Raw genomic sequence first — 12,076 nt, forward strand, 5'->3', positions numbered from 1 at the left:
ACCGTTTGTGTTGGTAGGTCCGCCTGAGCGGCTGCTCGTGATACGTCGTCAACGTAGCGCAAGCTGCCGCATCGGGCGCAGAACCATCGGAAAACGAGGAGAAATGGCTGTCATCCTCATCGGCGCGTTACTGACTGTCGCCGGCCTCGTGTATATGGCGATTGCGGCCATCATGCGCGGGCGGCTTAGTGAGCCGGCCGCTGTCTCCACCGCGCCGGACAGTCCGACGCCCAATCTCGCAACACCAGGTCCGACTCTGGAGCCGCGACGACGCGGGCTCCGTTTTCTCGGCCTGTCGCAGAACTGGCCGGGCCTGCTGATGATGGCCGTCGGCGTCATTCTGCTGTTGTCGGTGGTAGTCCTCTAATGCATTCGCGCAAAAGTGTGCAGCGGTTTTGCGATAACGACATGCATAAAAACAAGAATCTAAAGCGCGTCGCACAAGGCCGGTCGAACGCGACGCGCTTTAGAATTTTCGACAGCAAGCCTCAGGCGGCTGCGCTCAGTCCCAGCCTCTCGAGCGCCAGCTTTCTAGTCGAGACATAGTCGGTCTTGCCGGAGCCCAGTACCGGGATCTCCTCGACCTTGACGATGTCGTTCGGCACCATCAGTTCGGCCGCCCCGGCTTTTTTGCCGAATTCGCGCAATTCGTCGGGATCGGCATTGTCGGCCGTGGTGACCAGAACGAGGCGCTCGCCGCGCCGCTTGTCCGGCACTGCCACCACGGCGTGATGCTCTTCCGGCCACAGCGACTGCACCAGCATCTCGACCGCGCCAAGCGATACCATCTCGCCGGCTATCTTGGCGAAGCGCTTGGCGCGGCCGCGAATGGTGATGAAGCCTTCGCGATCGACCGAAACGATATCGCCGGTATCGTGCCAGCCTTCGAGCGGCTGCAACTCGCCCGGCCGGTCGCCGGTCATGTAGCCCATCATCAGGTTCGGCCCGTCGAGCCACAGCCGGCCGGCGTCGCTGATGCCTTCGACCGGTTCGAGTTTCATGCGCATGGCCGGCAGCAGCCGCCCGACCGTTCCGTCGCGGCCGTGGATGGCGGTGTTGACGGCAACCACTGGTGCGGCCTCGGTCAAGCCAAAACCTTCGATGATCTCGGCCTGGAAGCGCTCGCGGTAAACCCGGCGCGTCTCCGGCTTCACCGCCTCGGCACCGGCCACGACGAAGCGCAGGCTGGAAAAATCGCCGTCCTTGGCGGTGCGGGCATAGTTGGCGAGGAACGTGTCGGTGCCGAACATCACCGTCGGCCGGACCTTGCGCGCCACCTCCGGAATAAGTTTGTAGTGGAGCGGTGACGGGTAGAGGAACAGCTTTACTCCGGTGACCAGCGGCAGGATGGTGCCGCCGGTCAGCCCGAACGAGTGGAACACCGGCAGCACGTTGAGCAGGATATCGGCCGGCGAGATGGTGATGCGGGCTTCCGCCTGCATCGCATTGGCAAGAAGATTCCGGTGCGACAGCACCACGGCCTTGGGCGTGCCTTCCGAGCCGGAGGTGAACAGGATCACCGCCGGCTTGGCCGCATCCTGGCGCTGCAACGGCCGGCGCCACAGCAAGGCGGCTGCGGCCTTGTCCAGCACGGTCACGCTTGCGCGGACATCCTCCAGCCACAGCAGTTTCGCCCCGCCCTTTTCCACCGCCTCGACGATGTCGGCGAGGTTGGCCTTTTCGACAAAGCCGCGTGAGGAGACCACGGTGCGGATCATTGCCGTGCGGACGGCGGCGGTGACGCTGGCCGGGCCGGCGGTATAGTTGATCATTGCTGCCACCCGCGCAGCCGACAGAAGTCCGACGAACGACAGCACGACGCCATTGGCGTTGGGCAGGAGCAGCCCAACCGCTTCGCCCGGCGCTGTTATTGCCTCGAACCGTCGGCCCAAAACCCTGGCGCCGATGAACACTTTCCGGTAGCTCAGGGCACCGCCAATGACGTCCTCGATTATTGGGTGCGAAGCGCCAACACGATCGGCCGCATCGCGCATGGCGAGGAACAGCCCTCGGTCGAGATCACTGCCGAAAAGCCTGGCCTCGGCGAAGCGATCAAACAGCGCATTGGTGTTGGAGGCCTGATCTGGGTTCCGCGCCACCAGCTCGGCGATGGTCATCGGCTCCAGCGCGCTGATCGACAGCTGCGGAAACCAATGGCGCGGCGCCTTGTCCGCCGGCGTCAGCGAGGCCGGCAGGCTGCGTGCGCCGGCAACGAAGACCGGCACGATACGGGCGTCGGCCTGCATGGCGATACGGGTGATGGCGCGAAACAACCGAAACGACTTGACGTCTGGCTCGACCGCATCCGGCAGGTAAACGGCGAGCCGGCCCTTGCCCTTCAGCACCCGCACCAATCTGCGGCTGACGAAGACATGCTCGGCGTTGAAGGCGATGGTGCGGCCGAGCTCGCGCCACGGCTCCAGCCACGGCGATCTGGCCGAAGCCTGGTCGAGGATGTGCAGCGTATCCTCCGGCAGCAGCGACAGCATCAGCGCCGGCTCGATGCGTGACTGATGCCAGATGACATAGATGACCGGGGCCACCGACCTGCGCGCAATCTTGATGCGGTCGTCGCTGATCCGGTAGGCGAGCTTGAACGGCACGTAGAGCAGCGCCTGGCTCAAACGCAGGCCGAGGCGGAACTTCTCCACCACGCCGATCAGCAGCCAGGCCGCGACAAGACCCGCAAGCAGCGCCAGTGTCAGGATCATCGCCGCATCTCCCAACGATCTCACGTCGCGGCTCTTCACCGGCCGCTTCGGGTGAGAACCTAGCCGAAGTTGGATCAACGTCAATGCGGCTCCATTTTTCCCTCTCTCCCATGTTTGATTCGCCTATGTTGATTCGGCTCGGCTGCTTATCGCAGCTACGCCGCTTTCATCCTTCCGCTGATGAAGCGGAATTCCTGCGTCTTGCCGCCAAAGCCATAGGCGGCCGCAGGCACTTCATGCACGAGGGCGTAGCTTTCCTCATGCACCTTACCCAGCAGCCGGCCGAATGCCGCGAAAATTGCCTGCAGATACGCCTCCAGTTCGAGCTTGGTGTTGGTACCGTCGACAACCTTGATGTCGAGCCAGGCCGTGTTGGTGCCATGCTCGGCCAGCGACTTGCCGCCGGCGAACCAGTGCTCGGGGTCGTGATAGGAAATGGCAACAGCTGTGATCGTCGCGTCCTTGCGCAGATGCGTGGCTGTCAGTTCGGTCACTTCCCTGGCAATGGCGGCGGACAAAGCGGCATCGGGCTTGCCGGTAACGCTGACATTGATGATCGGCATGTTTCTTCTCCTCGGTTTCAAGCGGCGCCTCTTCGCCGTCGAGAAAATCATGCCATCGTCCTTTGATCAAAAAAATAGAATTGTTTTTGATAAACACTTTGATAGCATCGAATTATGCAGTTGTTCGATCCCGACCTCCTCAAGACTTTCCTCGCTTTCGTCGATGGCGGTTCCCTGGCGCGGGCCGCGTCGATCGTCGGTCGCTCGCCGTCCGCAGTGACCGCGCAGATGCAGCGGCTGGAGGATGTTGTCGGCGAACCGCTGCTGGTGCCGCAGGGGCGAGGGCGCGGCCTGACGCCGGCAGGCGAGGATCTGATCGTTCACGCGCGTCGCATCCTTGCCGCGCACCGCGAGGCGTGGCTGGCCCTCAAAGGCGCGCACGCCGACGGGCGCGTCGCCATCGGCACCACGCAGGATTTCGCCGACAGCGGCTTGCCGCAGCTTCTCAGGGCTTTTGCTGTCAGCCATCCGCGCGTCAGGATCGAACTGCGCGTCGGCCGTTCCGCCGAACTGGCGCAGGCTTTGCAGGCCGGCACCCTTGATCTGGCCATTGCCATGCGGCAGGTGCCGACACGGGACGAAGTCGGTGTGCTCAAGGAACCAATGATCTGGCTTTGCTCACAGAACGGGCTGGCCACCCGCCACGACGAACTGCCCCTGGCGCTGCTCGATCCCCATTGCGGGTTTCGCGAAGCGGCGACCAGTGCACTCGATGCGGCCGGCCGTCGCTACCGCATTGCTGCCGGCAGTGCCAGCCTTGCCGGCCTGCGTACGGCGGTGCACGCCGGCATCGCCTTGACGTTGAGGACGGCGCGCTTCGCTCATTCCGGCATCGTCGAGGCGCCGAGCGATCTTGATCTGCCGCCGGTGCCGGTCGCCGAATTCGCCGTCCGCTTGCGTGAGGATGCCGACCGGCCGGCGCAGGATCTGGCAGCGTTGTTCAGCGGCAACCTGGCCTTGGCCAATTGAGCCAGCAAAGAAAAAGCCGACCTTGCGGTCGGCTTCTGAGTAGGACGGGCCGAGGGGTTTGGGGGGACTTGGGGTGGCCCGTCGCAGCCATAATGCCTGAGCCCTATGATGGTTCCATGACTTTTCAAATTAATTTTCAGGACCGGATTTCTCGTGATCGGACCACCAACTCGCGCTCGGACGCGGCGAAGATTGGTCATGCATCCGCTGCGCGCTGCCTGGCCATCAGCCAGTCGCGGCCGGCGTGAGCGAACACCGCGCAAAGCACGATGGCGCCACCGACCATGCTGGCTGCCGGCGGGATCTCCGCCAGGAACAGGAAGGCAAACAGGATCGCGAATGGCACTTCAGCTGAACCCAGCAATCCGGACTCGGCCGCCGGAATAAGCCGGGTGCCCTCCGTCCACAGGATCGAAGCCAGCGCGAACGAGGCGCCGAAGGTGGCCAGAAGCACAGCGTCCCTGGCCGAGACAGCCAGCGGATCGGCGACGAACCAGCCGAGCACGAACAGAAGGAATGCCGACACCGCACCCGCCCACACCACCGGCGTGTCGCGGAAGGCGCGCACCATGATCATGTAGAGCGCGCTGCCGATCGTCATCAGCAGCGCCAGCCCGTCGCCGAACAAATGGCCGGTGCCGAAGCCGGACCAGACCATGATTGCCACACCGCATAGTGACACAGCAGCGGCGGCAAGCGTCTGCAGCCGGAACGGCTCGCGGACCAACAGGAGGGCCAGCAGCGCGGTGACGAACGGGGCCGTGGCATAGATGATCGCGACATTGGCGACAAAGGTGAACTTGAACGCCGAGATAAAGGCGATGCTCGCGAGCGCGCCCTCGATCGCCAGCAGCCAGCCTCGCCAGCCGAGCCGCAAGCTGTCGCGACCGCCGGAGCGCTGGCGGCGCCATAAGACATAGAGGCTGATCAGGATCGAGCCGACGAAGCCGCGCCAGCAGGTAATGGTCAGCGGGTCGGCATGGATCGATTTGGTCAGCACGCCGGTGAGGCCGAAGACGGCCGCCGATGCCGAGACCAGGATGATGCCGAGGGTACGCTCGCGGGCGCTTTCCACTGTGCATGGCATGTCCAGCGATCCCGTCATCTCACCAGCCTACGCTGCCCCTTCCTGACACCATAGTGTCAGCTTGAGGCGTCCTGCATCGAAAACAGCAGGTAGGCAGCCCCGGTGAACAGGATTCCGGCAAGAACCCGTTCGCGGGTTTCCACGATGGCGATATCGGCCATATGTCCGGCGGCCTTACGAATGTGTTGCGAGAGACGGTGTGATGGCGTTGGATGCTCCCCGTATCGTCAGGCTATACCGGCGAAACCCTGCCAAGCGCTACGCCAGCGGGGACTTGCGTTTGGGCAGGCGGCATCGCCTTAGGCAGCGAAGCCAGGCAACTATGGGAGAGAAACGAAATGGACGCGATCGCATTGAAGGCCATGCAGGCGCCGCTGAAGGTGGCCTATCGCGACGACGCCTCGCGCGCGCTGATTACTCTCCGCGCCAAAGGCTCGATCGACGACCAATCGATCGCCTGCAAGGTCGAGACAGGCAGGGCGATCGCCATTGCGGGGCTGCATCCGGCGACCGGCGGCACCGGGCTCGAACTCTGCTCCGGCGACATGCTGCTGGAGGCACTGGTGGCTTGCGCCGGCGTCACGCTGAAGGCGGTAGCGACGGCGCTGGAATTCAAGCTTGGGGCCGCCACGGTGGAAGCCGAAGGCGACCTGGACTTTCGCGGCACGCTTGGCGTGGCAAAGGATGCGCCGGTTGGCTTCCGCGCCATCCGGCTGACATTTAGCCTCGACACCGACGAGCCACAGGAGCGCATCGATGCGCTGCTCAAGCTGACCGAGCGCTACTGCGTCGTGTTCCAGACCATCAGCCAGAAGCCGGAGCTGACGGTAAGCGCGCGACGCTGACGATCTCCCCCTCAAGGGGGAGATCACGCTGTCCTACTGCGCCGACGGCTCCTCGGCGTCGCCCTCGTCGGCGAAGGGCGAGGCGCTCGGCACGCACTGCACCGACCAGCCGGCCGGCGTCGGTTGCTTCTGGTATTCGGTTATGGCGAAGGCGCACTGTTCGCGGGTGTCGAATGTGCTGGGCAGCACGACCATGCCGCCTTGCGGGCCGGCGATCACCAGATACCAGACTAACGCTACGCTCGGTGCCGCCATGAGTATTTCCTCGCTCTGCTTGTTTTGGGAGTCGCACGATCCTAGCAACTCCGGCCCAGCGGCGAAAGCTGGGCCAAAGCGCGGCGTTAAGCCACGGCATCACAGCCACGTGATGTCGGGTCGTTTTGGTTCAGTTCACCGCAAAACAATAGAACAGGCCGTCGCCGCCGGTGCCCTTCAGCGCCTCCTGGCTGCAGCCACCGCGTGACGCATGCGAGGAATTCCACGATTTGGCGGCTGCCGAGCCATCGAGGCCGGTACGATCGTGATGACCCATCATCGCCACACCTTCTGCTCCGCTCAGCGTCCAGTCGCCGCAGGTCTGGTCGGCTATTTTTGTGCCATCCGGCTTGGAGCCGGTCAACACGTCGTGCCGGTTGGGCGTGTCGCCGCGGCCGTTGACCATTTGGCCCTTTTCGTCGAGTGCCGTCTGTTTGGTGATGGCGTTGGCATCGCTATGCAGGGAAGCGACATCATCGGCGATCTTGACGCCCTTGGCGTTGAACCACGGGCCTTTGCCGATACGGTCGCGTGCATCGGTATCGCTGGTCGAGAGATAGGCGCGCCATGTCTTGCCGGTAACGCCCGCGGCTTCGGCCAGTGAACTACAATGGGCGTCGGCGCCGGCGAGACCGCCGAGATCGGCGCCTTTGCCGGAGCCGACGCTGGTGACGAAAAAGCTCATCGTTGCCTCCTGCGACGACGCGGCGCCGATCACTGCAAGCAGCGCGGTGGCAGTCAAGAGAAGCAGTCTCCGCATTTGGTCCTCCGTTTCTCGAATTGTGGCACCCGAACAACGTTGGTGCCGGCGCAATTCTTCCGGCAAAATGCGATGTGTGGCTACTCCGGCTGCCGGTAGGCGACAAAGCGATTGTGCTTGGCCTGGAAGATCAACCCGGTCTCCTTGAGCGTAGGGCTGGCCAGCGGCACGATTCGCTTGGCGATCTCCGAAGGGTGCGGCAGTGTTTCAGGATCCTCGCCGGGTACGGCCTGCGCCCGCATCGCGGTGCGCGTTGCCCCGGGATCGGCGGCATTGACCCTGAGCGGCAGGTTTTCGGTCTCATGCGCCCATGAACGCGTCATGGCCTCGACCGCCGCCTTCGACGCCGCATAAGGCGCCCAGAAGGCGCGTGCGGAGTGGGCAAGGCTGGAGCTCAGCACGATAGCACGGCCGGCATCGGAAAGCCTGAGCAGCGGGTCGACCGAGCGGATCAGCCGCCATGTTGCTGTGACGTTGATGGTCATCACCTTCTCGAAGGTCTTGGCCTCGACATGGCCGATCGGGGCGATGACGCCGAGCACGGCGGCGTTGGCGACCAGTATGTCGAGCTTGCCCCAGCGCTCGTGGATGGCGCCGCCCAGCCGGTCGATCCCCGCCATGTCGGCAAGATCGAGCGGTACCAGCGTCGCCTGTCCGCCACCTGCCTTGATCTGGTCGTCGAGTTCTTCCAACCCGCCGACGGTGCGGGCAACCGCAATCACATGCGCACCGGCCGCGGCAAGCTCCCTGGCGATGAAATAGCCGATGCCGCGCGAGGCGCCGGTGACGACCGCAACGCGGCCGGAGAGGTCAAGGCTCATACGATGGATTCCGACAGGCAAGGTGAAACCGCCGTGAGGGGCTAAGGGGAGGCAGACAAACGGACCGGCAAGGCCTACGACCCGCCTGCCGCCAAGAGCGACAGCGTGCGCACATTGTCGGAGCCTTCGAAGTCGGCAAGCCGGGTCGGATACTGGCCGGTGAAGCAGGCGTCGCAGAATTGCGGCTGCTCGTTGTCGCGGCCGGCCTCGCCGACGGCGCGGTAGAGCCCGTCGATCGACAGGAAGCCGAGCGAATCGACGCGGATGAACTCGGCCATCTCCTCCACCGACATGCGCGACGCCAGCAGCTTCGACTTTTCCGGTGTGTCGACGCCGTAAAAGCAGGAGGCGCGCGTCGGCGGCGAAGCGATGCGCATATGCACTTCCTTGGCGCCGGCATCGCGCACCATCTGGACGATCTTCTGGCTGGTGGTGCCGCGCACGATCGAATCGTCGACCAGCACCACACGCTTGCCTTCGATCATGCGGCGATTGGCGTTGTGCTTGAGCTTGACACCCATGTGGCGGATCGAATCGCCGGGCTGGATGAAGGTGCGGCCAACATAGTGATTGCGGATGATGCCGAGCTCGAACGGAATGCCCGCGGCCTGCGAAAAGCCGATCGCCGCCGGCGTGCCCGAATCCGGCACCGGCACGACGATGTCGGCCTCGACCGGACTTTCCTGCGCCAGCTCGGCGCCGATGCGCTTGCGCACTTCATAGACGTTGCGGCCTTCGACCGACGAATCCGGCCGCGCGAAATAGACATATTCGAAGATGCAGAAGCGGGTCTTCTGCGGCTCGAACGGGAACAGGCTTTCGATGCCCTTGCTGGTGACGACGACCATTTCGCCGGGCTTCAGGTCGCGCACGAAACGCGCACCGATAATATCGAGCGCGCAGGTCTCGGAGGCGAGAATCCAGGCGCCGTCTAGATCGCCGAGCACCAGCGGGCGGATGCCGAGCGGGTCGCGGCACCCGATCATCTTCTTGGACGTCATCGCCACCAGCGAGAAGGCGCCTTCGACTTGGCGCACCGCATCGATGAAGCGCGAATTCAGGTCGCGCTCCTTGCTGGTGGCAACCAGGTGCAGGAGCGTTTCGGTGTCGGAGGTGGAAGAGAAGATGGCGCCTTGCTTCTGCAGGGCGCGCTGAACGGTCATGGCGTTGGTGAGATTGCCGTTATGGGCGACGGCAAAGCCGCCATCGGCAAGTTCGGCGAAGAAAGGCTGGATATTGCGCAGACCGGCGCCGCCGGTGGTGGCATAGCGTGTGTGGCCGATGGCACGGTTGCCTTGCAGGCTGTCGATGACACGCTGCTTAGTAAAGGTGTCGCCGATCAGGCCGACATGGCGTTCGACATGGAATTGGGTGCCGTCATAGGAAACGATGCCGGCCGCTTCCTGGCCTCGATGCTGCAACGCATGCAGACCGAGCGTTACGATGGCTGCGGCGTCCTGCCGGCCGAAAATGCCGAACACGCCGCATTCGTCGTGGAAATGGTCGTCGGCTTCGGCGGAAAGCACGTCGTCTGCGTCTGCCACTGAGGCTGCCATTGGGGCTCAAGCTCCGCTAAAGTCGCCATATAAGGTCATAGCGCATCGAAAGCAACGCACGTCGTGCGGCGTTCACATGATCGACAGTCTTGAGCCTCGCAAGTCCGTCGAAATCAGTTTGCCGGCGCCGGGTTTGCAGGTGCCGGCGTCGCGGGCGCATTGTCGGCCGGCGGCGCATCGCTGTCGTCGGGTGCCGGAGCAGTGGCGTCGTCGCCGGCGGCAGGGGCTTCCGCTGCAGGCGCATCGGGGGCCAGAGGCGTCTCGGTGGCCGGCTGATTCGGATTGAGCTTGTTGAGGATGGCGTTTTCCGGATCCTCGGGCAGCAGGCTTTCGAGCTTGGCGCCGATCGATTCGAGCAATGGCTTTGACTTGGCGTTGGCAATCCAGCCTGGAGCCTTGGCGCCGGCCAGCCAATTGAAGAAAAGCAGCGCGACAGCGACGACCAGGATGCCGCGCGCCGCGCCATAGAGGAAGCCAAGTGTACGATCGAGCGCGCCGATCCTGGAATCGATGATCCAGTCGGCGAGCTTCATGGTGATGACCGAAACGACGATCAGCGCGACAATGAAGACGATACCGGCGGCCGCCGCCATGGCGGCCTTTTCGTTGTCGACATAGGGCTGAATGTAAGGCAGCACCGGCTTGTAGAAGAAGAAGGCGGCGGCCGCGGCGGCTGCCCAGGAGATGATCGACAGGATCTCGCGCGAAAAGCCGCGAACCATAGCGAGCATCGCCGAGACCAGGGTGAAGCCGACGAGAATTCCGTCAAGCAGCGTAATCGGCATGTTTTTCGCCCCACTCCGATCTCTTTTTCACGGCCCGACGAGCCGCATCACTCTTGCTCGTCGGCGCGGCTGCGCCGAGAGCCGGCTATTCGCGCCACGAGATCGGCAAGCTCGGTGGGCTGGAAAGCGCTGGCTCCGATCCCCCCGACCGCATTACCACCAACAAGTTCCTCGCTGCCCAAGGGCAGAACCGCGCGTCCGAAACCCAGCTTTTCGGCTTCCTTGAGGCGCTGCTGCGCATGCGCAACCGGCCTCACCGCACCCGACAGGCTGATTTCGCCGAAATAGACGCAATCGGCGGGAAGGGCAAGACCAGTGAGCGAGGAAACCAGTGCCGCCGCCACTGCCAGGTCGGCCGCCGGCTCAGAAATGCGGTAGCCGCCGGCAACGTTGAGATAGACGTCGTGCGTGCCGAAGCGGACGCCGCAATGGGCTTCCAGAACCGCCAGGATCATCGACAGCCGGGCACCGTCCCAGCCGACGACGGCGCGGCGCGGTGTGCCCAGCGTCGATGGCGCCACCAGCGCCTGGATCTCGACCAGCACCGGCCGTGTGCCTTCCATGCCGGCGAAAACCGCGGCACCCGGCGACTTCGCATGGCGCTCACCGAGGAAAAGCTCGGACGGGTTGGCGACTTCCCGCAAGCCCTTGTCCGACATTTCGAAGACACCGATCTCATCGGTTGGCCCGAAGCGATTCTTGACCGTGCGCAGGATGCGGTAGTGGTGGCCGCCTTCGCCCTCGAAATAGAGCACCGCGTCGACCATGTGCTCGACGACGCGCGGTCCGGCGATCTGGCCCTCCTTGGTGACGTGGCCGACCAGAACGATCGCCGCCCCTGTGGATTTTGCGTAGCGGATCATCGCCTGGGCGGCGGCACGCACCTGGGTCACCGTGCCGGGCGCCGAATCGGCCATATCGGTCCACAGCGTCTGGATCGAATCGAGAATGACCAGATCCGGCCGTTTGCCATCGGCGATGGTGGCGAGGATGTCCTCGACATTGGTTTCGGCGGCGAGCTCGACCGGGGTGTCGGCGACGCCGAGCCGCTGGGCGCGCAGCCTGATCTGCGCGACCGCCTCTTCGCCCGAGACATAGACGATGCGGTGGCCCTTTGCCGCCAGCGCGGCCGCGGCCTGGGTGAGCAGCGTCGACTTGCCGATGCCGGGATCGCCGCCGACCAGCAGCGCCGAGCCGCGCACGAAGCCGCCGCCGGTGGCGCGGTCGAGTTCGCCGATGCCGGAGACGATGCGCGGCGCGTCCTCGATGTCGCCGGAGAGGCTGGTCAGCACCACCGCGCGGCCCTTGCGTGCATTGCGCGTATTGGCCGGGCCGGAACCTATGCCGCCTGACGTGCCTTCCTCGACCAGCGTGTTCCACTCGCCGCAGGCATCGCATTTGCCGGCCCAGCGCTGATGCACCGAACCGCAATTCTGGCAGATGAACTGAATGCGGGATTTGGCCATCAGGCGCGGCCCGCGGCAATTGAAAGACAGGTCGGCGGGACAGCGCCCCCCTCTGTCCTGCCGGACATCTCCCCCTCAAGGGGGGAGATTGGCAGCTCCGATATTGCCGTACATCTAGCAGCATTGACGATTGCCGAAAGCCGAAATGACATCCGATCTCCCCCCTGTTTGGACCGGAGACATCGCGAACAGGTGTGCGAGGACATCGCGAACAGTTTGGCGCGCTTTGCGCCGGGAGGTTCGGGATGCCATTCGAGG

The 12,076-nt window shown here is 64.2% G+C and carries 12 protein-coding genes; 3 read left to right on the forward strand and 9 right to left on the reverse strand.

What is annotated here, in order from left to right; translation table 11 throughout:
- Positions 1 to 103 precede the first annotated feature (103 nt).
- Positions 104 to 367: a hypothetical protein gene (locus NKJ81_RS14350; protein WP_352471079.1), complete on the forward strand. Its 264-nt coding sequence runs from the start codon at positions 104 to 106 to the stop codon at positions 365 to 367.
- 121 nt (positions 368 to 488) lie between these two features.
- On the opposite strand, the gene NKJ81_RS14355 is transcribed toward NKJ81_RS14350, so the two are convergent.
- Both NKJ81_RS14355 and NKJ81_RS14360 read right to left on the reverse strand, forming a co-directional pair.
- Complete coding sequence (locus tag NKJ81_RS14355) at positions 489 to 2,711, reverse strand: AMP-binding protein (protein ID WP_352540793.1); 2,223 nt, start codon at positions 2,709 to 2,711, stop codon at positions 489 to 491.
- Positions 2,712 to 2,866: 155 nt separating this feature from the next.
- Positions 2,867 to 3,274, reverse strand: coding sequence for a tautomerase family protein (locus NKJ81_RS14360; protein WP_352540794.1), 408 nt, complete (start codon positions 3,272 to 3,274; stop codon positions 2,867 to 2,869).
- Between the two features lie 114 nt (positions 3,275 to 3,388).
- Between NKJ81_RS14360 and NKJ81_RS14365 the strand changes: the two genes are divergently transcribed.
- Positions 3,389 to 4,243, forward strand: a complete 855-nt coding sequence (locus NKJ81_RS14365) for a LysR substrate-binding domain-containing protein (RefSeq protein WP_352501842.1) — start codon at positions 3,389 to 3,391, stop codon at positions 4,241 to 4,243.
- Between the two features lie 196 nt (positions 4,244 to 4,439).
- Here NKJ81_RS14365 and NKJ81_RS14370 read toward each other — a convergent pair whose 3' ends face one another.
- Positions 4,440 to 5,348, reverse strand: a complete 909-nt coding sequence (locus tag NKJ81_RS14370; protein ID WP_502899634.1) for a DMT family transporter — start codon at positions 5,346 to 5,348, stop codon at positions 4,440 to 4,442.
- 320 nt (positions 5,349 to 5,668) lie between these two features.
- Here NKJ81_RS14370 and NKJ81_RS14375 point away from each other — a divergent pair, with 320 nt between their 5' ends.
- Entirely contained in the window at positions 5,669 to 6,175 is a 507-nt protein-coding gene (locus NKJ81_RS14375) for an OsmC family protein (RefSeq protein ID WP_352540795.1), read from the forward strand.
- Between the two features lie 33 nt (positions 6,176 to 6,208).
- Here the strand turns inward: NKJ81_RS14375 and NKJ81_RS14380 are convergent, their stop codons facing one another.
- From NKJ81_RS14380 to radA, 6 genes are all read right to left on the reverse strand, one after another.
- Positions 6,209 to 6,430: a hypothetical protein gene (locus tag NKJ81_RS14380; RefSeq protein ID WP_254820234.1), complete on the reverse strand. Its 222-nt coding sequence runs from the start codon at positions 6,428 to 6,430 to the stop codon at positions 6,209 to 6,211.
- Positions 6,431 to 6,560: 130 nt separating this feature from the next.
- A complete protein-coding gene (locus NKJ81_RS14385) occupies positions 6,561 to 7,190 on the reverse strand; it encodes a hypothetical protein (RefSeq protein WP_352540796.1) in 630 nt (209 codons plus the stop codon).
- Between the two features lie 80 nt (positions 7,191 to 7,270).
- Positions 7,271 to 8,011, reverse strand: a complete 741-nt coding sequence (locus NKJ81_RS14390) for an SDR family NAD(P)-dependent oxidoreductase (protein WP_254820236.1) — start codon at positions 8,009 to 8,011, stop codon at positions 7,271 to 7,273.
- A gap of 74 nt (positions 8,012 to 8,085) precedes the next feature.
- Positions 8,086 to 9,555, reverse strand: a complete 1,470-nt coding sequence (gene purF, locus NKJ81_RS14395; protein ID WP_023677717.1) for an amidophosphoribosyltransferase — start codon at positions 9,553 to 9,555, stop codon at positions 8,086 to 8,088.
- Between the two features lie 125 nt (positions 9,556 to 9,680).
- Positions 9,681 to 10,352 (reverse strand): CvpA family protein, encoded by a 672-nt coding sequence (locus NKJ81_RS14400; protein WP_023677716.1) that lies wholly within the window; start codon positions 10,350 to 10,352, stop codon positions 9,681 to 9,683.
- Between the two features lie 47 nt (positions 10,353 to 10,399).
- The gene (gene radA, locus NKJ81_RS14405) at positions 10,400 to 11,818 is read right to left on the reverse strand and encodes a DNA repair protein RadA (protein ID WP_352471084.1); all 1,419 of its coding nucleotides are present in this window, start codon (positions 11,816 to 11,818) and stop codon (positions 10,400 to 10,402) included.
- Positions 11,819 to 12,076: the final 258 nt, after the last annotated feature.

Origin of the sequence: Mesorhizobium sp. M0018, from assembly GCF_040323955.1 — a bacterium.
GTDB lineage: Bacteria > Pseudomonadota > Alphaproteobacteria > Rhizobiales > Rhizobiaceae > Mesorhizobium.

Excerpts from the sequence above, each read along its gene's own strand:
- NKJ81_RS14370 (WP_502899634.1), bottom strand. The coding sequence starts at position 5,348 with ATGACGGGATCGCTGGACATGCCATGCACAGTGGAAAGCGCCCGCGAG.
- radA (WP_352471084.1), bottom strand. The coding sequence starts at position 11,818 with ATGGCCAAATCCCGCATTCAGTTCATCTGCCAGAATTGCGGTTCGGTG.
- NKJ81_RS14355 (WP_352540793.1), bottom strand. The coding sequence starts at position 2,711 with ATGATCCTGACACTGGCGCTGCTTGCGGGTCTTGTCGCGGCCTGGCTG.
- NKJ81_RS14360 (WP_352540794.1), bottom strand. The coding sequence starts at position 3,274 with ATGCCGATCATCAATGTCAGCGTTACCGGCAAGCCCGATGCCGCTTTG.
- NKJ81_RS14390 (WP_254820236.1), bottom strand. The coding sequence starts at position 8,011 with ATGAGCCTTGACCTCTCCGGCCGCGTTGCGGTCGTCACCGGCGCCTCG.
- NKJ81_RS14375 (WP_352540795.1), top strand. The coding sequence starts at position 5,669 with ATGGACGCGATCGCATTGAAGGCCATGCAGGCGCCGCTGAAGGTGGCC.
- NKJ81_RS14380 (WP_254820234.1), bottom strand. The coding sequence starts at position 6,430 with ATGGCGGCACCGAGCGTAGCGTTAGTCTGGTATCTGGTGATCGCCGGC.
- NKJ81_RS14385 (WP_352540796.1), bottom strand. The coding sequence starts at position 7,190 with ATGCGGAGACTGCTTCTCTTGACTGCCACCGCGCTGCTTGCAGTGATC.
- NKJ81_RS14400 (WP_023677716.1), bottom strand. The coding sequence starts at position 10,352 with ATGCCGATTACGCTGCTTGACGGAATTCTCGTCGGCTTCACCCTGGTC.
- NKJ81_RS14350 (WP_352471079.1), top strand. The coding sequence starts at position 104 with ATGGCTGTCATCCTCATCGGCGCGTTACTGACTGTCGCCGGCCTCGTG.
- NKJ81_RS14365 (WP_352501842.1), top strand. The coding sequence starts at position 3,389 with ATGCAGTTGTTCGATCCCGACCTCCTCAAGACTTTCCTCGCTTTCGTC.